Origin of the sequence: Paenibacillus sp. FSL K6-1558 (assembly GCF_038002565.1) — a bacterium.
Lineage (GTDB): Bacteria > Bacillota > Bacilli > Paenibacillales > Paenibacillaceae > Paenibacillus > Paenibacillus polysaccharolyticus.
In genome coordinates this window covers 4,066,904-4,086,615 of the sequence record NZ_JBBOCV010000001.1, presented here as the reverse complement: position 1 = coordinate 4,086,615, position 19,712 = coordinate 4,066,904, and the positions used below count along the sequence as shown (strand labels likewise).

The 19,712-nt window shown below is 48.0% G+C and carries 15 protein-coding genes and 1 riboswitch; of the genes, 5 read left to right on the top strand and 10 right to left on the bottom strand.

The window, feature by feature from the left end; translation table 11 throughout:
* Positions 1-169 precede the first annotated feature (169 nt).
* The 4 genes from udk to MHI38_RS17590 all read left to right on the top strand — a co-directional run bounded on the left by udk (position 170) and on the right by MHI38_RS17590 (position 6,233).
* Positions 170-802: a uridine kinase gene (gene udk / locus MHI38_RS17605; protein ID WP_090924213.1), complete on the top strand. Its 633-nt coding sequence runs from the start codon at positions 170-172 to the stop codon at positions 800-802.
* A 138-nt stretch (positions 803-940) separates the two neighbouring features.
* The gene (gene csaA / locus MHI38_RS17600) at positions 941-1,270 is read left to right on the top strand and encodes a chaperone CsaA (protein ID WP_154891496.1); all 330 of its coding nucleotides are present in this window, start codon (positions 941-943) and stop codon (positions 1,268-1,270) included.
* Positions 1,271-1,527: 257 nt separating this feature from the next.
* Entirely contained in the window at positions 1,528-2,805 is a 1,278-nt protein-coding gene (locus MHI38_RS17595; protein ID WP_154891497.1) for an S-layer homology domain-containing protein, read from the top strand.
* 716 nt (positions 2,806-3,521) lie between these two features.
* Positions 3,522-6,233, top strand: coding sequence for a DUF5704 domain-containing protein (locus tag MHI38_RS17590; protein ID WP_341181477.1), 2,712 nt, complete (start codon positions 3,522-3,524; stop codon positions 6,231-6,233).
* A gap of 215 nt (positions 6,234-6,448) precedes the next feature.
* On the opposite strand, the gene MHI38_RS17585 is transcribed toward MHI38_RS17590, so the two are convergent.
* From MHI38_RS17585 to MHI38_RS17560, 6 genes are all read right to left on the bottom strand, one after another.
* A complete protein-coding gene (locus MHI38_RS17585) occupies positions 6,449-7,288 on the bottom strand; it encodes an ABC transporter ATP-binding protein (RefSeq protein WP_154891498.1) in 840 nt (279 codons plus the stop codon).
* On the bottom strand, positions 7,285-8,100 hold the full coding sequence (locus tag MHI38_RS17580; RefSeq protein ID WP_154891499.1) for an ABC transporter ATP-binding protein: 816 nt from the start codon (positions 8,098-8,100) through the stop codon (positions 7,285-7,287). Before MHI38_RS17580 ends, MHI38_RS17585 begins: the two co-directional genes overlap by 4 nt.
* 2 nt (positions 8,101-8,102) lie before the next feature.
* Positions 8,103-9,701 (bottom strand): ABC transporter substrate-binding protein, encoded by a 1,599-nt coding sequence (locus tag MHI38_RS17575; protein ID WP_154891500.1) that lies wholly within the window; start codon positions 9,699-9,701, stop codon positions 8,103-8,105.
* Positions 9,702-9,720: 19 nt separating this feature from the next.
* On the bottom strand, positions 9,721-10,551 hold the full coding sequence (nikC, locus tag MHI38_RS17570) for a nickel transporter permease (RefSeq protein ID WP_260511044.1): 831 nt from the start codon (positions 10,549-10,551) through the stop codon (positions 9,721-9,723).
* A 6-nt stretch (positions 10,552-10,557) separates the two neighbouring features.
* Positions 10,558-11,496: a nickel ABC transporter permease gene (gene nikB, locus MHI38_RS17565; RefSeq protein ID WP_221790165.1), complete on the bottom strand. Its 939-nt coding sequence runs from the start codon at positions 11,494-11,496 to the stop codon at positions 10,558-10,560.
* A 182-nt stretch (positions 11,497-11,678) separates the two neighbouring features.
* Positions 11,679-11,873: riboswitch (cobalamin riboswitch) on the bottom strand.
* A 99-nt stretch (positions 11,874-11,972) separates the two neighbouring features.
* On the bottom strand, positions 11,973-12,809 hold the full coding sequence (locus MHI38_RS17560) for an AraC family transcriptional regulator (protein WP_221790163.1): 837 nt from the start codon (positions 12,807-12,809) through the stop codon (positions 11,973-11,975).
* A gap of 226 nt (positions 12,810-13,035) precedes the next feature.
* Here MHI38_RS17560 and MHI38_RS17555 point away from each other — a divergent pair, with 226 nt between their 5' ends.
* Complete coding sequence (locus tag MHI38_RS17555) at positions 13,036-14,334, top strand: alpha-glucosidase/alpha-galactosidase (RefSeq protein WP_341181476.1); 1,299 nt, start codon at positions 13,036-13,038, stop codon at positions 14,332-14,334.
* Between the two features lie 88 nt (positions 14,335-14,422).
* Here MHI38_RS17555 and MHI38_RS17550 read toward each other — a convergent pair whose 3' ends face one another.
* From MHI38_RS17550 to kdpC, 4 genes are read right to left on the bottom strand one after another with little or no spacing between them, the layout of a single operon-like run.
* Positions 14,423-15,124 (bottom strand): response regulator, encoded by a 702-nt coding sequence (locus MHI38_RS17550; RefSeq protein WP_336121346.1) that lies wholly within the window; start codon positions 15,122-15,124, stop codon positions 14,423-14,425.
* On the bottom strand, positions 15,125-16,741 hold the full coding sequence (locus tag MHI38_RS17545) for an ATP-binding protein (protein ID WP_341181475.1): 1,617 nt from the start codon (positions 16,739-16,741) through the stop codon (positions 15,125-15,127).
* A 17-nt stretch (positions 16,742-16,758) separates the two neighbouring features.
* Positions 16,759-19,092: a histidine kinase gene (locus MHI38_RS17540; RefSeq protein WP_341181474.1), complete on the bottom strand. Its 2,334-nt coding sequence runs from the start codon at positions 19,090-19,092 to the stop codon at positions 16,759-16,761.
* Between the two features lie 42 nt (positions 19,093-19,134).
* Positions 19,135-19,701: a potassium-transporting ATPase subunit KdpC gene (kdpC, locus tag MHI38_RS17535; RefSeq protein WP_341181473.1), complete on the bottom strand. Its 567-nt coding sequence runs from the start codon at positions 19,699-19,701 to the stop codon at positions 19,135-19,137.
* Positions 19,702-19,712: the final 11 nt, after the last annotated feature.

The window sequence follows — 19,712 nt, the reverse complement described above, 5'->3', positions numbered from 1 at the left end:
AGGCAAAACATGGTCTGTTCCTTAAGATGAAAAAGTTCGCGAGCTGTGATACAATGAAGGAATTGTGTATTCGCAGACAGACATGCAGATCGCGCTTAAAAATAAAACATTTTGGGCACTCTTTATCGATTGATCATGCTGCCACTTTAGGGAGGTTTATGGAACAACCATGCTCATTATTGGTATCGCCGGAGGAACCGGCTCCGGCAAAACAACGGTAGCTCGCTCCGTTATTGAACGTCTGGGATCAGCCAAAGTTACATTCATATCCCAAGACAATTATTACAAAGACCAGTCAGACCTCACACCTGAGCAACGCAGACTGACGAATTACGATCACCCGTTTGCTTTTGATAACGATCTGTTGATTGAGCATCTTACCCTGTTGAAAAAGGGCCAGCCAGCGTATGCTCCCGTGTATGACTTCACCATAGATAACCGCGCTGCAGGCGAAACGATTGAGCTTGCGCCGAACCACATCATCATTGTCGAAGGGTTACATGTGTTGATTGATGAGCATCTTCGTACACTGCTGGATATCAAGGTATTTGTAGATACCGACTCCGATGTACGCATTCTGCGCAGAGTACTACGGGACATGGAAGAGCGTGGACGCTCGATTCAATCCGTGTACAAACAATATCTCGAAACGGTAAAACCGATGCATGATGCGTTTATCGAACCGTCCAAAAAGTATGCGGATATCATCATCCCTGAGGGCGGGCATAATGAAGTAGGGATTCAGATGCTGTCCATTCTTACCGAGAAATATCTCACGGGAGAAAACTGGAACAGATCTTAATCAAAATTGCATAAAGAAAAACAGAGTTTTTCAGGGATTAATCCAGGTTACGATACAGCGTAATCTGGATTTTTTGTTTTCGGGGATGGATATATCATCTATACTATATGACATCGTTTCGTTGAGAGGAGTTTATTTATGGCTACTTTTGAAGAGTTCACGCAACATGATATTCGAGTAGGTACCGTGGTGGAGGCTGAACCTTTTCTGAAGGCTCGTGTTCCTGCGATTAAGATGAGAATAGATTTCGGGCCACTCGGTTTAAAAAATTCCAGTGCCCAGATCACCCACCGTTACACGCCCGAGCTGATGATTGGCAAACAGGTCGTTGCTGTCGTGAATTTCCCACCTCGGCGGATTGCCGGTTTCGTGTCCGAGGTACTTGTACTGGGCGGTGTTCCCGGCGAAGGTGACGTCGTCCTGCTCTCCCCAGATCATCCGTTACCGAATGGAACACCGATTGCTTGAATTTATTTTTATGTACATGGGGTTTTCAAATGTTGGAAAATGGAGTATTCTCTATGTATTGAGCAATAACTGAAATGAATTACATATTTCGAGAGACCTTAAAGCATAAGGCTATGAATCTGCGGATTCGTGGCCTTTTTTTGTGTTTTGAGAGGATATACATGGTAGAATATTGATTATTATTACAAATTTAGCAGATATAATCCTAGTAAGTACATATCAGCGCCAAATTATATCCATCGAGAGGAGTTAGATTCATGAGAAAACAGATGATTTCCAGTTTAACAGCATTAGCTTTATTCGTAGGGGGATATGCAAGTTTGGTGGGAATAGGCGGCACTAGTACAGTCGAAGCAGCGCAAGCCGTCAGCTCATTTAAAGATGTACCCGCATCCCACTGGGCATCCTCAGCAATTTATTCCGCAGTAGAGAAAGGTTATTTCAAGGGATATGCAGACGGAACGTTTAAACCAGGTTTACCCGTCACCAAAGCTGAAATGGCTAGTATTTTAGCACGTTTGAATGATCAGCCGGAGCTACCGACTGCTGAACCGAATCATTTTACAGATGTACCGGAGTGGGCTAAAAATGGTGTCTCTACGGCGATTGCCAAAGGATTTATCCATCCTTCCAGCTATAAGGACAAACTGGGTGCTCAAGCTGCACTTGAACGGGGCGAAATGGCGGAATGGTTAACACAAGGATTGAGTGTAGTGGATTCAGACTATGGACAGGCTCTCTCGGATGTAACAAACACCGTCATTCCTGCGAAGGAATATTTTACAGGCAAGCTGGCCGACTCGCAAAAAAATGCTGTCGCCGTTGCCCTTGGAACCGGGCTGATGAGCGTTGCGAATGATAAAACATTTGGCGTAAACCGCACCACAACCCGGGCAGAAGTCGCCGTGTTGCTCAGTCGTTACGCGTCCGTGGCCAAAACCAAACCTGCCGATCTTCAAGGGCTGAATGAGCTGCGGCAGGTTGGATTGACGGGCACCAATCTGGGTGTGATTGCACCGAGCTATCAAGTTTTCCCTGAAAACAGATATCCAGACTCATATGACTATAGCAAGGTAACGGATGACTTCTCAAAAATTCGTAATAAAGAATTGAATACTGTAACTAAATATGCTTCAGCCAAGCTAAAGAATTGGGTTGTAATTAATCCCTATGTGAAAGAAACCGAACGAAGTATCTATTACCCAGTATTTGTTGACGAAAAGGATAAACTTCTTCGTGGCGCATATTACTCTTTCACGGAATATGATTTTAACATCATTGACTCTATGAGTCGTTTACAAGCTGGAAGTCTTTTTAATTCCCCAACGATAAATCCATTAACCTCACCTAATAGCAAAGCATTTAGAGAATACGCGGTACCACATATGAACAATCTGCTTAGCTCTAAAGGTATTTTCAATGTAAAAAATCCAATCTATTGGGGAGAGGGCTTATTACACTTTGACAAAACGTTAAATCCAGAGGTCCATCTTACTCTCAAAGATGGCACCACTTTTTACATAGTGCCAAATTAAATCTAAAAGGATGATTATTATTGGTTATACATAGCAATTCAATCTTTAGAAGGTTTCTCATCTCTTTGATAACGGTCTGCATTCTATTCTACCCTTTTCATTTTGTTTTTGCAGGTGGGGGTCCAGGTACTAAACCTATATTGGAAGCCACGTACTTTGAGCCTTCAATACCCGCCAAATCACAGAAGAAATTGACTCCTGTAGAGGGAACAGGCACAACAAATATCGGAGTGTTTATTTACCAATTGGATAGTTTAAAATGGATGGTCGAGGGAGAATGTAATGGTCAACAATTATCTAATAACAGATCTACTAACAGACCCGTTTCATCCCTGGTGTGTGTTGACCTTTCTTTAGAAGATCCTAGTTATCAACCTTCTTTGTATAAAGACAGTTTGGGTAATCAACATCCCAGCAATGAGCTCACCGAGCTTTCTTTAAAGCCAATCTACATGGATAATATAGCTCATTATCGTCCTGGAAGGCCTATTTTAGTAAGTGTAGATTCCTTTACTGGTAAAAAGGTTAAATTCACCACTCAAATCGGAGGAGTAATTGAACCAATAGAATATAGGCCATATAACCCACCCAAATACTCTGCAGACTATGTATTTAATACCGATATATATTGGCGGGCTGTCGCCGAAACCACCAAAGAAATCAACCTCTCTCCTGGGGAACAAATTCGGTTAAATCAAACCAAACAGCTCAATGCGATGGTTAAAACCAAAACAGGGGATGGTAACTTTGGTGCAGAAACCAATGTAAACACAGGCAGCGGAGGAACGACCACGTGGGAGTCCTCCAATCCCTCGGTCGCAACGGTAAGTAACTCCGGACTGGTACAAGCGATTAGCAGGGGTACTACATCTATAACGGTTTTATGGGAAAAAGACGGATTCCAATTAACAACCCGCACAACCATTGGTGTTGAACAGGGAACCGGTGGTGGTGGTGACGACGGAGGCGGGAATACCGGCGGTGGAGATAGCGGAGGCGGGGGTGGCTGTACGCCTACGATTGGATCACCATCTCCAGGTACAACGATGAATATGAGTGAACTTGATCCCAACGCTACAGGTACAATAAATTCAGATAACAGGGGTAATGAAACATTCGATGTATTGAAAGGAATTCCTACTTCCGAGTCTCTTTACACTAACGCCTTCGCGGACAATTATCTATTCAAGCAAGCCTGGACCAAAATGAGCGGCAAAGTGATATATGATTGTAATATCACCATCTCCTATGATAGAGAATGGACCGTACCTGGACCGCAGGTCTGTAATGACGACGGATGTAGGGATGGCACACCTATACCTAAAAATGATACCGTTCCTAAACCATACAACTTCCAAATTACACGAGACTATTCCTACTGGATGATTAGCAATCTTGAAGTGTACAAGCTCGTCAAAGCAACGATGAAAAATTATGCACTGCCTGGCGAAACCATTACGATGAATCCTGCTGGTTATGTTCCACCGGCACTTGAATCCAGCAATGACTCTGCTGTTGAACGTCATGTGAGGCCAGGACAAACGTCATCAATCTCGTACACTCCATCCAAACTGACAGGTGGCTTGAATGCACCCCCGGATGTACCAGATGACACAGCCCTATTAAAGGGAATGGCGGAAACTAACACACCACAAAGCACCGTAAAAAATGATTTGGTGAAGTTCAACAATGCAGTGATCATGAATGATACCGAAACTACCAAGGATGGGCCACTGCCGAACAACATTCCTTCACCAACAACAATTGGAAGGGATGTTTTGTACACTCCCAACCACAGGATCAGCAGTTCCCTGCGAAACAAGGCCAACACGGAAAGTTCTGGCCAGATCTATTATGATCTACTACCGGGTAACGTGAACGGCGGAGCCAACAAGATACTTCCGATTCATGGGATAAACACTGTCACGGTGCACACCCCCGTCGTAAACTACGCATGGGTGTCGGACGATCAGCCGCATAATCAGAAAACAACACCTGACCCTACCCGTGCTGCACTGATTTTGGAGCGCCCCTTCATTGTGCGTATCCCTACATCTGGACAGCACCTAGATGCATCCATCTATCCTGGATATGGCAACCGGGACTATACCAAATATTTTCGCATCAAACAGGTGTTATTCCCGTTTGACGTCTACACAGCAGATCGAACACAGTTCATCCCAAGCCACACATGGGTCAACATTCCGGTGAACCAAATGGATACAACATTCTATATGCCAGTATGGGTGGACGAGGGGAAATATACCATCGAATTTCGGAACATCGCCGAGAATGCACCAGCAAACTTCACAGAGCAACCCGATGCCAACACCGATCTAACTCATCATGTTGCAAGCGATAAGATACCTGTAGATGTAATCGGCAGGCTGTATGACTTTCATGTGACTGATGTATCCGACTATAACTGGGAGAGTGTATTCCGCAAACGACCAGGTAGCCCGGAACCTACAGGCCATAGCTACTGGAGCGGATTACGCGGCATCGATGGTGACCCCCGAGGAAACCTTGCTCCATTTGTATTGCCGATTAGGCCTGGCAGTCATCCGGTCGAAGGATTTCGGAACGTTGCTGTGAAAACAGGCTATCACTTCAAGTTTGATCTAAAGACGAAGGGTAATATGTTCGGAAAACAGGATGGTATTCGAATAACACCCACATTCTCTTTTATAAACAAGGATAACTCTTTCCGTCAGGATGTTGATCTATACTACCATCGGGGGCAGGAACGTCTTATTCGAATTGGTTCAGCGCAGGATATGGAGAAACGATTTGTTGTGTTGAACTCACGACTGCGTAATGTACCCGGCACCGAATTGAGCGATGCGGCACGTTACCAATATACGTATGAATTTTCACCAGACGAACGCAATCGTCTCACATTAGCAGAACATATGGTCAAAGTCGCCAACCAGACTTCACACCAAAAAACCTGGACAGGCCGTTATGACTGGATGATTCTGACGGCGCCGATTCGTACACTGATTGGTCCTAAAACAAATATCCCTACCAGCGTTAACGTTGACAGGGCCAATGCTGCAATACAGCGGTGGTACGGGGAATACAGTCTGCCGGCAGATGTGTACGCTGTTCCCAAAGGCACAAATCTTGAACCACTTGCCAGACAGAATAAGCTAGATGAACAATCTGATATCTTTTTGAAAAATGGGTACATCGTCGTCAACTTTAATATCGAGAGTCTACGTAATGGCAATTCACAGGCACCGCATCTGCAATATACCCATGCTCCACTTATGGATCAGTGGCAGTTGGAGGGTTTCAACTACCCACCTGCATTCAATAACAGCGCTAACGACAGCAGTAGATGGCCATTGAAGGATGGTGATATTCTCTTCTATTATGCAGACCAGTCCAGTCGAAATGACTTTCAGTCTCAGGTGCCTCATTAAGAAATAGAGTTACGGATGACGGATAAAGATATCTGGAGAATGAATATCAGGATAAAGTTTAACCCAGGGCAGAAACAGCAAGATCATTCTCATTCCGTATAGATGACAACTATCAAAAAAGGCAAAAGGGTTATCTCGAATGAATTCATTCATCAGCAGAATTCAACTCCAGATAACCCTTTTCTCATCTAATCTTTATTCATAATTAACCTGATCTATCTACTTCCCGCTAGTACCACCACACGCTCACGCATCTGCATATCATCCTTCAGCTCTCTCAGCGACAGAGCGGAGGACATCAGACTTCGGGTATACGGATGATTGGCCGAACTGGTCAGCTTGGCACTGTCCACAACCTCCACCACTCTCCCTTGATGCATGACTGCAATACGGTCACTCACTTGCTGCACCACAGCAAGATCATGTGATATGAATATGGAGGAAACTCCCGTCTCCCTACGTAGTTCCATAAGCAGATCCAAAACCTGTTGCTGAATGGAAACATCCAAAGCAGAGGTAGCTTCGTCAAACAAAATGATCTCAGGCCGTAAACCAATCGCACGAGCAATGACAGCTCGCTGTTGTTGCCCGCCGCTTAATTCATGTGGATACTTATCCGCATCCATAGCAGACAATCCAACGCGCTCCAGCAATCTGCGTGTTTCCTGAGCAGCCGCCTGCCGTTTCATCATTTTATAATTCAACAGAGGCTCACCGATAAACATGCCCACCTTCATGCGTGGGTTGAAAATCGCCGCAGGCTCCTGAAAGACCATCTGAATCTGCTTACGCATCTGGCGCAGCTTCTCACCTTTCAAACGGGTAATCTCCTGCCCATAGTACCAAATCTCTCCTGAAGTCACCTGTTCCAGCTGAGTTACACACTTGGCCAGTGAGCTTTTGCCGCTTCCACTCTGCCCGACAATACCCAGACACTCCCCGGGATATAACGCAAGATCTACATTCTGTAAAGCCTGAACAGCCTGCCGCCCTTTCATCTCGTACGTTTTACATACGTTACTCAGTTTTAGAATGGGTGATCCGGCATTGATCATGTATGGTTCCCCTCCAGTTCAGGTACAGCTTCTAACAGTTTGCGGGTATACTCGTGGTCAGGATTCGATATGACACGCAGTGTATCTCCCAGTTCCACTAACCTGCCGTCTAACATCACACCGATCCGATCAGCCATATGGGCCGCAACCGCCATATTATGCGTCACGAGCATCATGCCCGTTCCCTTGTCCGCACAAAGCCTGCTCAATTGATTCATTACTTCATTTTGAGTCGTAACATCCAGCGCACTCGTCGGCTCATCCGCCAGCAGCAGTTCCGGCTCCAACGCAGCCGCCATTGCGATCGCGGTTCGTTGCTTCATCCCCCCGCTAAGCTGGGAAGCATAGGCATGCATGACTCTCTCTGGATCATCCAGCCCCATACGGGTCAGTGTGTGAACGGCCAATCTCCAAGCCTCTTTACGGGACATAGGCAGGTGGGCACGAATCGCCTCCACATACTGACTTCCAATACTACGAATCGGATTCAGATATGAACCGCTGTCCTGAAAAACCATCGCGATTCGTTTGCCACGCATCCCCTGCCAATCTTGTTGCGAGTCACGTAGCAACACCCGTTCCCGAAAAATAATCTCTCCTCCGGTGTATCGTCCGCCTACAGGCAGTAGTCCCAGCAAAGCCCGGATCAGGGTCGACTTCCCGCTTCCGCTTTCCCCCACAATGCCAATGATCTCTCCTGGCTTCATCGAAAAGGATACATCCTGCAAGGAAGGCACGCCTTCCTTGTAACTTACAGACAGATTCTTCATCTCAACAAGCAAAGATGTCGTTCCCCCACGCAAGGACGTCATCACTACTCGACCTTAATGTTGCGATCTAGCAGATAGAAGTCGATCGGGTACATCGTTGCACCCTTTACATTACTTTTGCTGACGATATTAATCGGTGTATATGTCAAGAACATATAAGCAGCATCGTCCAGAATCATCTGTTGCGCTTCTGCCGCAAGTGCATAACGCTTCTCCACATCAAACTCCGAGTGAAGACGCTCAATAAGCTCGTCAAGCTTCGGATTGCTGTATCCGCCAACATTCCACTCCGCACCTGTTTTGAAATAAAAGTCGAGAATATACTGCGGATCACCCGTTATGCCTGTATTGATGCTCGTCAGAGCCAGATCATAATTCCCACTCTTCTGATGGTCAGTGAGATCCTCATATGAGGTGAGCTCCAGCTCAACCCCAATTTCTTTAAGCTGGGACTGCATCGCAGCAGCCACAACGGAATCGGATTCATAAGCTGAGTTAAGAATGAGTTGTAACGACAGCTTCTTCCCTTCCTTTTCACGAATGCCATCTCCATCAGCATCCTGATATCCAGCCTCATCCAGCAATTGTTTTGCCTTCGCGGGCTCGTAATCATATCCGGTAATTTTGTCGTACCCAAAAGGCAATGCAGAGGTAAACGGACCTTTGGCTGCTTGTCCACCCACCAGCGTATTCGCGTACATTTCGCGGTCAATTCCGTAAGATATGGCACGGCGAACCTTTACATCGCTTAGCAGTGAATGGGTCGTGTTAAACCACACAAACTGCGTACGGAGGCTCGGAATTTCATCAATCGTATATTGTGTTTTATCCTGAAAAAGAGGCATCTGGCTGCGTCCCACATTACTCGCTACATCGATTTCCCCTGATTGCAGTGCCAGCGCCCGTGTATTGTCATCCTTGATGTATTTTAGTGTCATCGTATCCAGATCAGCCGCGCCACCCCAGTACTTATCGTACTTTTTCACCTGAATCTCCTGGTCGGGCGTATATCCTGTAACCATGAACGGCCCGGTAGCGATGGGCTCACTCTTGAATTTTGATGTATCTGCACTCGTATCCACGATAATAAACAGTGGCTCTGCAATATTGCCTAGCAGTGAGGCATCTGGCTGTGTTGTTTTGATCGTCAGATCCTGCCCCTTGGCAGTCATTGACGCAATTGGCAGTGTGGATTGACCTCTCTCATTCAGCGAGATGGAGCGTTCGATTGATTTTTTAACCGCATCCGCAGTCACGGGATTGCCATTATGGAACGTTACTCCGTCGCGAATATGAAAATGCCAGGTTGTATCATCGATCCGATCCCACTTATCGGCAAGTTTGGGGACGATCTTCATCTGCTCATCAAACTGAATCAACGTCTCCCCAATAGCCGCGCGCGTCAGCGTCCAGCCGTTCCATTCCTCCGCAGGATCAAGGCTACTCCCCAGCCAGAACAAGGCCACATTCAGATGTGATTTCTTGTCCTCACCAGCCGCACCACTCGCATCCACCCCTGCCTTTTTCCCCGTAGCATCGGATGATGAAGGTGTTGAATTTTTGTCGTTACCACAGGCCGCGAGCAACAGAATAGTCATCATTGATATGATAGCCAGTAGCCATGTTTTTTGAAACTTACCCATACTTCCCCATTCCCCTCAGTTACACTGTATTTTTCTTGGGATCAAGCACATCTCGCAGACTGTCCCCCAGCAAATTAAAAATGATAACCGTGCTAAATATCGCGAGCCCCGGATAGATTAACAGCCAAGGCGCTGTCTGCAGATATCTTCTGCCTTCATTCAACATCGCTCCCCACTCGGGATCAGGCGGCTGTGCACCAAGTCCGAGAAAGGACAGACCCGAAATCGACAACATCATGCCGCCTACGTCCATCATCGCCATGACGATCAAGGGTGGCAACATATTCGGCAGAATCGTTCTGCTAATGATCTGGATTTTACGCGCACCGCTGAACGCGGCGGCAGTGACGAACTCTTTTTGCTGAAGAGAAATGACCAGGCTTCGGGCCATCCGTGCATACTTTGCCCACCAGACAACTGACAGTGCGACCACCGTGTTAAATAACCCCGGCCCTAACATGCCTACTACGGCAATAGCAAAAATCAAACCCGGAAATGCCATCAACGTATCGCACAGCCGCATCAGCAGCGTATCCACCAGCCCTCGCAGAAAACCTGCGACGACACCAACCGCTACACCTAAGCCGAAAACAATACCGATCATCATAAATGTAAGCAGCAGAGAGGTGCGTGCTCCATATAAAAGTCGGGACAGGACACATCGCCCAAGCTGATCCGTACCGAGTGGATATTCGGGGCTGGATGGCTGCAACACTTTGGCAAAATTCGTAGCAAGTGGATCGTGAGGCGCCAGAAGCGGCGCAATCAGAGCCAGAACGATCCAGCCTGTGGTCAGGGATAGCAAGAAAATAAATAGACGACGTTGTGTCAGATATGCTCGAATCTTCATCACCATCTACACATCCACATCCAGTTGAATGCGCGGATCGCGAAGATGTGTCCAGAGATCCACGATCAGATTCAGGGTGACATAGATGACTGCCATCCAGATTACATAACCCTGTATCAGGGGGTAATCGCGGGTGAAAATGGCATCCACCGCCATCTGTCCTACTCCCGGCCATACGAATAAACTCTCCACAATTGCTGCTCCGCCAAGTAGTGCTCCTGTTGTCATGCCTAGCAAGGTCACAATTGGCAACAGTGAATTGGGCAAAATATGTCGCCAAATAATCATTGATTCCTTCACACCTCTTGCTCTTGCACCCACTACGTAATTCTGGCTTGTCTCCTCCAGCATGACTGCACGAATCTGCCGGCTGTATTGGGCGATCAATGGAATCGCGAGTGTCGCAGCAGGCAGGATCAGGCTGTTCCAGCCGGAACTACCCATGACCGGCAGCAGCTTCAGCTGCACACCAAATACCAGCATCAGCAACATCCCCAGCCAGAAGCTCGGCATGGATAGACCGGCAAACGAAAACAGGCGAATCACATAATCCAGCCATTGATTCCGGCGTACAGCCGAAAGAACTCCGAGCGGAAAGGAAATCAAAATCACCAGAAGCATTGCGCTCCCGGTTAACTTGAGCGTTGCTGGAAGGCGGGCCATTAACACATCCAGCACCGGACGGTCATATTTATACGACGTACCAAAGTCTCCAGTGACTACTTGTCCCAGCCATGTGCCATACCGAACCAGAAATGGCTTGTCCAGCCCAAGCTCTGACCTCACCTGTCTGACCAGTTCATCCGAAGGTGTGACTCCGGTAGACATCAGCATCAGTCTGGCGGGATCTCCAGGAGACAGATACGTTAATAGAAATGTCAGGAAGGTGATTCCAAACAGAACGGCGACCAGTTGTAATAACCGTTTAACGATATATCTGCCCAATAATAAAACGCCCTTCCCGGTTTAATGCGCGTGTACGCCTTCATTTTCATTCCATTCAATACAAGCCAATTCAAGCCAAAAAAGCGCCCTTTCCGTTTCACGGGATAAGGACGCCTTAAATAAACAGATTTTCAGAAAAAATCATGCTCTTTAAACACCTTCCTATCTCCCGTAGGGTACTGCTGTGTTTGTCCAACCTGGCAGGTCTCCTGGCTCCAGTATCATTGCCATAGCAGCTCCTTCCCGGTCTTCGTAAGACCAGTGGATATGCTGCCTGACTCCTCTGTTACAGTGGCGGGACCGCGCCGGCATCACACCGGACTTCCCTTTTAAGCTTCTACCCCAGCGGGTAGAGCACCAAGTTCCACGTATTCAATTCACTAAAAGTTGGTATCTGTTACACTTCTGTATCAGTATAGCGGCATACGGAATAATGTTCAAAACTTTTCTTTCAAAATTTAAAATCATGATTGCGGCTAATCTCGCACTCGCGAGCCCTTGGGTGACACCCCCGTCACACGTTTGAACATTTTGGAAAAAAGCAGCGGGTCGGTGTATCCAACGGAGTGGGCTACTTCACTCACAGACAGCATCGGGTTACGAAGCAACTCCGCTGCACGATTCATGCGATACTCTAAGAAAAAGGCTTGCAGCGACTTGCCATATCGCTCTTTGAACAACCCCGATAAATACGTTCGATCCAGCCCGACCGCCTGTGCGATATCCAGAATAGAAGTACGCTGGCTATACCGGTTCTCCATAAACTGCACAGCCTGCCGAATATAAGTCTCTTTCGTCGAAAGGAGCGGATTTTCTTCTTCTTTGATCGGTGAGGATGCGATTAATGCCGCCATAAGTCGGTATAACAGACTTTGATGTAGCACATCCCCTCCTGCAACAGAGCTCGTTCCGGCCTGAAGCATCTCGTCATACAGCGCTGCCATCATATTCTTATCATGAGCAGTAAATACCGGGTGCTCCTCGCTTAACTGCGCACGTTGCATAAAAGCCTTCGCCTGTACACCTCTGAAGCCAAACCATGAATATGTCCAAGGCTCCTCAGCATCGGCTTCATAATGAATGACCGTGTCGGGTAATATGAGAAATCCTTGGCCCTCGCCCAGAGGATATTCCCGATCTCCCATATATACCGTACCATGACCCTCATGTACGTAATGCACAATATAGGAATCACGCACCCCCGGCCCCCAATAGTGGGCAGGATCACATGCCTCCCAACCATAAAATAACAAGACCAGTTCCATCTGCGTCCAGCCGGCAGAGACCACATTCATTTCCACTTTTCGACTCATGTTTCCCCTCCTTTCGACGATGAGGTTAAAGATATCTTAATGTGAGCTCACATATTCCCTTACCAGTACACACAATAAATTATAACAGGTAGAAGAGAGGAAATCTTGCTGAAAACGAAAACAAAAATGGGATTATGCCATATTTGAGAGGGTTTGAGCCATAGTGATATGGGCCTGTTCGGCCTATAGTTGGGGTACAACATTTTTCGGGAAGGATGAAGTTGAAATGAACAAAATTACGTTTCTCGGTGCAGGCAGCACCGTTTTTGTCAAAAATGTATTGGGTGATGTGATGATGACGGAGGCCTTGCAAGACTTTGAACTGGCCTTGTTTGATATTGATGCTGAACGTCTAAGTGACTCGGAGCGTTTGTTAAAAAGCCTGGCTCAGTCGCTGGGAAGCCGCTGTTCCGTTAAAACATACCATGACCGCAAGGAAGCGCTCCGCGGAGCTAAATATGTCATCAATGCCATTCAGGTGGGCGGATATGACCCGTGTACGATTACCGATTTTGAGATTCCGAAGAAATACGGCCTGCGTCAAACGATTGCCGATACGCTCGGCATTGGCGGAATCTTCCGTAACTTGCGTACCATTCCGGTGATGCTGGACTTCGCCAAGGATATGCAGGAAGTGTGCCCGGATGCCTGGTTCCTCAACTATACGAACCCGATGGCTGTACTCACCAATGTCATGAACGTGCATGGCGGAATTAAAACGATCGGTCTGTGTCACAGTGTACAAGTCTGCGTACCTCATCTGTTCGATACGCTGGGGATTGACCAGACGGGTGTCGTTGCCAAAATCGCCGGGATTAACCACATGGCATGGCTCCTGGAAGTAACAAAGGATGGTGTCGATCTATATCCTGAGATCAAACGTCTTGCCAGACAGAAACAGCAGGAGACACATGATGACATGGTACGTTATGAACTGATGCATCGCTTCGGTTATTATGTTACCGAGTCTTCTGAGCATAGTGCAGAATATCATCCGTATTTTATTAAACGCAACTACCCGGAATTGATCGAACATTACAACATTCCACTCGACGAATATCCACGTCGCTGTGTGAACCAGATTGCAGAATGGAAGGAAATGCGGGAGAAGCTGTTTGCGAGTGAAAATATTCAACATACCCGCAGTCATGAATATGCTTCGCATATCATGGAAGCGATGGAGACGGATCGCCCGTACAAAATTGGCGGTAACGTTATAAACAACGGGCTCATCACCAACCTGCCACGCGAAGCTTGTGTCGAGGTGCCTTGTCTGGTCGATGGTTCGGGTATCAGCCCAACATATATTGGTGATCTGCCGCCACAGCTGGCAGCGCTGAACCGTACCAATATCAACACCCAATTGCTTACCATTGAAGCCGCTATGACTGGCAAAAAAGAGCATATCTATCACGCGGCTATGCTTGATCCGCATACGGCTGCTGAGCTGTCCATGGACGACATCGTGGCGATGTGCGACGATTTGATTGAAGCTCATGGCGACTGGCTGCCTAAATTCTCATAATAAAAACATCAAGATATACAAAAGTAGCACCGTTCCTTTCGAAATCGAAGGGACGGTGTTTTTTTTCACTTATTTTCAGATTACTCCATTACTCCGCAGGCAGTAGAAAACGATATCCAATCCCTGGTTCCGTCTGAATATAGAATGGACGAGTAGGATCTTCCTTTAGCTTTTTACGCAAATGACCCACATAAACTCGCAAATAGTGGCTGTCCGACTCATGATGATGTGGACCCCATACTTGCTGTAAAAGCTGGCGCTGGGTAATAATTTTGCCTGCATTCGAGGCAAGCACCTTCAGCATCTCATATTCGGTTGGCGTTAATTTGACCTGTTCTCCGTCCAGCTCAACCTGCCTGAGAGCCAGATCGATAACCAGTGAGCCAAATCGCAAAATGGGTTCATCCGTTGTTTTGGCCACATGTCGCAGCGCCACTCGAATCCGGGCAACCAGTTCACCCATGCCAAACGGCTTCGTCACATAATCATCTGCACCTGCATCCAGTGCGGCAATCTTATCAGCCTCCTGATCTTTTGCTGTCAGCACAATAATTGGCACCTGTGACCATTCCCTTATTCGGTGAAGCACGTCCATGCCAGATATGCCTGGCAAACCCAGATCCAGAATGATCAAATCGGGATGCACCACACTTGCCTGCGTAATACCCTCCTCTCCATCAGCACACTCATAATGATCATATTGGTGAGCCTGAAGAGTCACTTTTAGCAGTTTGCGAATCTGCGGTTCATCATCAATCACCAGAATGCGAGCCCCTAATGCGGCATTCATCTAATCTCCAACCTCTCCTTGCCCTGTATAGGAAAATCGCACTTCATCCCTTCCCACAGGCAACTCTATACGTATTCTTGTTCCTCCATCCGGATTGCCCTCAGCTTGGATTGTACCTCCGTGAACCTGCACAATCCCTTTGCAGATGGCAAGCCCCAATCCAGTTCCCGTAATATGCTGCGTGGAGGGTGAGCGATAAAACTTATCAAACACGCGAGTGCGCTCCGCTTCCTCAATCCCAACACCCTGATCATCTACGATGAAGGTCACACAACTCTGTCTCGGTTCATTCTTTACCCTTATGATCACCATGCTCTCGTCGGGTGAATATTTGATTGCATTGCTGACGATGTTCACAAGTACCTGTTCCAACAACACTTCATCTCCGTCAAAAAAGGCCGGTTCTTCCGGCAGTTGTACCGTAACTTTGCGGTGAGGGCTGAATTCTCTGACTTTTGCCAAAACAACGCTAATCATATCTCCTACATCACACCATTTGCGATTAAGTTGTAGCATACCGCTCTCCAGCCGCACCATGCCAAGCAAGTTGGTTACGAGACGATTCATACGCAACGCGCCGTCACGGATGTTACCAGTCAATTCCAGGCGATCCTCGGGTGTAAAAAGACTGTCATTCTCTATCAGCCCTGTGGCTGAACCGATAATGGCAGTTAACGGCGTACGTAGCTCATGGGATACCGAATCCAGCAGCGCAGTTCGGATGCGCTCTGATTCAGCGGTAACTTGAGCAAGGCGCGCTTCCTCAGCCAGCTTCACCCGGGCGATTGCACCTGCCGCAAGACTGCCGCAGGCTTCCAGCAGCTGGCCCTGTTCCTGTTGCTTCTCCGGCTCACTAGTAGTCATGTATACGGCAAGTACACCGTGAATGTGATTCTCTGTTCGTAACGGAACATACAGCCCCGCCGACTCACCAAGCTTTGGTGTACCTTTGCCTGCGATCTGCCCCTGTTTATAGACCCAATCCGCGATAGCCAGCTCCGAAGAACGGCTTCCCCAGGCATTCTTCTCTGTCCCGATCTCAGACGCAGGTCTCTGTTTCGTCCAAAGCTTCAGTTCACCCTGCTGATCCGGCAGATATATGGCGGCTGGACTTCCGAGCATAAGGGATATCTGGCTCGTCATGTTATCCAACAAGGTATCCAGATTAGTAATTGCAGTGATCTGTCGACTAAGATCATACAGGGCATTCGTTGTGGCTTCACGAGATTTAACCCGATCCAGCTGTTGCCGTAAACGTCCGGCGAGACTTGCCGTCATGACGGCGACAGCCAAATACACCCCAAACGAAATCAGATATCGCAAATCCTCTATCGTAAAACTGAGATAAGGTGGAACAAAAAAGAAATCAAACATGACAACACTAAGGGTCGCTGCATATACTGCCGGCCCCATTCCCCAATATACAGCACTAATCAGTATGGGAAACAGGTACACCAGTGCAACGTTGACCAAGTCATCACTCATCCCAATGGTATGAAGCAGTACGGTTAACAGGATGATGGCAAATGTTACCCATATATAGGCAGGAACCCTTTTCTGGCGAGAGATTCCCTGTAAGCTTTCCTGATCTTTGCCCTCTTCCTGATGTTCAGACAAATTCAATTCCACCCGCTTTATTTATAATCATCATCCGCTACGATCAATACATCACGATGTCTCGACAGACGAACAAGCTGGTTCACCACCGATCCCGAGCCACGATGACCATTCAGCCACCATACCCGTTTCGCCTGCCCAACTACCAGTTGTGTCGCCTTCGCTTCCGTAGCCTTTGCATCCAAAATACCTGGTACTTCCCGCAACTTTGCACTTTGATGGATATGAAAATGCCCTCCTAGCCGCACAGTGAGTTGCTCCAATCCTGCCAGGTGCTCCTTCACTTCAGGAGTCATTGCCATGCCTGTGCCGATGTGTACATGATGGACATGCCAGGATGCCTTCAGCCGATAAGCCATGCGAAAACCTCTACGAATTAACCGTTCGGCGTGACGGTCACTGCTGACACACACAAAAACCGACTCCTCACGGCGCCATGGGCCCCGTAGTGTTCGCGCCGCTCGCTGCGATTCCAGCCGCTCATCCACATCGTCTGCAAGTTCGCGTAGAGCCAGTTCACGCAATGCGATCAGATTACCCATTTTAAAAAAATTCGCAAGCGCCTGCTCCACCTTGGCAGTTGCATAGATTTTACCCTCTCGCATGCGCTGCCGCAAGGCCTCGGGAGCGACATCAATCAGTTGCACCTCGTCTGCCAATTGAATGATCCGATCAGGTACCGTTTCTCGCACCCGAACACCGGTAATATGCTCAACGGCATCATTCAAGCTTTCAAGATGCTGTACGTTCACGGTTGTAATGACGGATATGCCTGCGTCCAGCAGCCTTAGCACATCCTCGTAACGCTTTTGCCGAGCATTTCCAGGCACGTTGGTATGCGCGAGCTCATCCACAAGCACCACTTCGGGATGCAATCGTAATATCGCTTCTGTATCCATTTCCTCTAAGCATGTGCTTTGATACACACGCTGCGCTCGCGGGATGATGGACAAAGAGCCGATTTGTTCCACCGTGTCCGCTCGTCCATGGGTTTCCAGCAAACCGATTTGCACATGGATGCCTTTGCGCAACAGATCATTGCCTTCCCTCAGCATCATGTAGGTTTTGCCCACCCCTGGAGCAGCTCCAATATAGATTTTGAACGTACCGCGCCTAATCAGCCCAATCTGTTCCTCTATCTCCTGCTCACTGAGTCTGCGATAGGTTTTTTGTTCCGTTTCACTTACTTTTGTCGGCACAACCCGTTCGCCCTCTTGCGCCGACCGATCTGCAACCAGTAGTAAATCTACTCCTTGCAGTTTGCGAAGCAACGAGTTAATGAGAGAGCCCTGCCATAACTCCTGCCGGCGTGTACGCCGCGAATGTCCCATAACGATCCGGGTAATCTGCTGTCTGATCGCATACTGTGCCAATGTGGCTGGGATATAGCGGTGATGTATGACCGGAAGCTCCTCCATGTGCCCGCCGATCTTCTCCACTAGTTTCATCATACTGCGGCGAAATACCGTAGCTTCCTTCGTTAGTGGCTGTTTCATGGGCCGGAAGACAACAACATGCAAGCTCCCGTTCAATCGACGGGCAATCTGCTGTCCGCGCTGAATGTAGATCGAACCGTTCCAGTGGTACTGCGCGGAGACAAGAATGCGTTCCATGATGCCTGTTGCGGGCGGAAGACCCATTTCCTCGCGATGTTCACGTAAAGACTCGTTAACCCCTTCTGCAACAAGTTTCAGTGCCAGCTCACGTAAAATCCCAAGATTACCATGGCGAAAAATGTCCATACCCCCGTGCCCTTGCAGGTGACCTTCCGCAAGACGACTCAAAATGGTCTCTGGCGTAACGTCGATCAGCTTCACTTCATCCGCCAGTTCCAGTGTGTCCGCCGGCACGGTATGTGCCACCTTAATTCCAGTGAGCCGCCTGGCGAGTTCGGTATATCCCTCGAGCTCATACACATTCACGGTAGTTATGACACTGATATTGTGGCGCAATAGAAAACGGATATCCTCCAGTCTCGTTACATGTCTTGCTCCCGTCCGGTTTCGATGTGCCAACCCATCGACCAGAACAACCTCCGGATTGCGAATTAACAATGCATCCAGATTTAAGTCTTTCATCTCCGCTCCGTCACTGCTCCGAATCCAGTGGATGCTGGGCACACGCTCAAGCTCACCGAGCTGTTCTACCGTTTCCGGTCTTCTCATCGTGGAGACCGCACATATGACGACATCTATGCCCTGCTCGCGCAAATGATTGCCGTCTCTGAGCATATGATACGTTTTACCTGAACCGCTGACCGGGCCAATGTAGATTTTAAACGTGCCCTCTTGCAGCTTCGAAATCATACGCAGCATCTCTTCCGGCGATTTCCGCTTGAAGCTGCCCTCCATGCTGTCGCTCTCCTCCTCTCCTTCCTATAATGAACTCCACTTCTACTTCTTCTGTGCTGTAGTGAGTGCCAGATTTAGCTCCATCACATTCACACGAGGCTCCCCAAATATACCTAACTGGCGGCCTTGTATATGATCCTGAATGAGCTGAGTCAACTTCTGCTTACTAAGTCCTGTAGCTTGACTGATCCGCGGAATTTGGGCCATAGCCGCTTCAGGAGACAGGTCCGGGTCAAGCCCTGAACCGGAACCCGTAACCAGATCGGCAGGGATATGTTGCGGCAGAGTAGGATTTTCCTGGCGGAGTGTAGCCAGCTTTTGGTTCATCTCTGCAATGTATTCCGGAGATGCCACCGCTCGATTAGACCCTGCCGATGCGGTCGGATCATATTTCGCATTTGAAGCGCGAGGCTGGAACAATCCCGGTGATTTCACTTCCTGCGCTAACAGGGATGAACCGATGATTTTCCCATCTTGAATGATGAGACTGCCGTTTGCCTGTGAAGGAAACAGCAACTGGGCCACCCCCGTTGTGACGAGCGGATAGAGCAGACCACAGACTAGCATGAGCACAACAGACAACCGCAATGCGGGCAATAACATCTTCATACAAATCACTT

What these genes read in the sequence shown, in the direction of transcription:
- MHI38_RS17595 (WP_154891497.1), top strand. Translation starts at nt 1,528, where the DNA reads ATGAGAAAACAGATGATTTCCAGTTTAACAGCATTAGCTTTATTCGTA.
- MHI38_RS17550 (WP_336121346.1), bottom strand. Translation starts at nt 15,124, where the DNA reads ATGAATGCCGCATTAGGGGCTCGCATTCTGGTGATTGATGATGAACCG.
- MHI38_RS17585 (WP_154891498.1), bottom strand. Translation starts at nt 7,288, where the DNA reads ATGATCAATGCCGGATCACCCATTCTAAAACTGAGTAACGTATGTAAA.
- nikC (WP_260511044.1), bottom strand. Translation starts at nt 10,551, where the DNA reads ATGAAGATTCGAGCATATCTGACACAACGTCGTCTATTTATTTTCTTG.
- MHI38_RS17575 (WP_154891500.1), bottom strand. Translation starts at nt 9,701, where the DNA reads ATGGGTAAGTTTCAAAAAACATGGCTACTGGCTATCATATCAATGATG.
- udk (WP_090924213.1), top strand. Translation starts at nt 170, where the DNA reads ATGCTCATTATTGGTATCGCCGGAGGAACCGGCTCCGGCAAAACAACG.
- MHI38_RS17590 (WP_341181477.1), top strand. Translation starts at nt 3,522, where the DNA reads ATGGTTAAAACCAAAACAGGGGATGGTAACTTTGGTGCAGAAACCAAT.
- MHI38_RS17555 (WP_341181476.1), top strand. Translation starts at nt 13,036, where the DNA reads ATGAACAAAATTACGTTTCTCGGTGCAGGCAGCACCGTTTTTGTCAAA.
- MHI38_RS17540 (WP_341181474.1), bottom strand. Translation starts at nt 19,092, where the DNA reads ATGGAGGGCAGCTTCAAGCGGAAATCGCCGGAAGAGATGCTGCGTATG.
- MHI38_RS17580 (WP_154891499.1), bottom strand. Translation starts at nt 8,100, where the DNA reads ATGACGTCCTTGCGTGGGGGAACGACATCTTTGCTTGTTGAGATGAAG.
- kdpC (WP_341181473.1), bottom strand. Translation starts at nt 19,701, where the DNA reads ATGAAGATGTTATTGCCCGCATTGCGGTTGTCTGTTGTGCTCATGCTA.
- MHI38_RS17560 (WP_221790163.1), bottom strand. Translation starts at nt 12,809, where the DNA reads ATGAGTCGAAAAGTGGAAATGAATGTGGTCTCTGCCGGCTGGACGCAG.
- csaA (WP_154891496.1), top strand. Translation starts at nt 941, where the DNA reads ATGGCTACTTTTGAAGAGTTCACGCAACATGATATTCGAGTAGGTACC.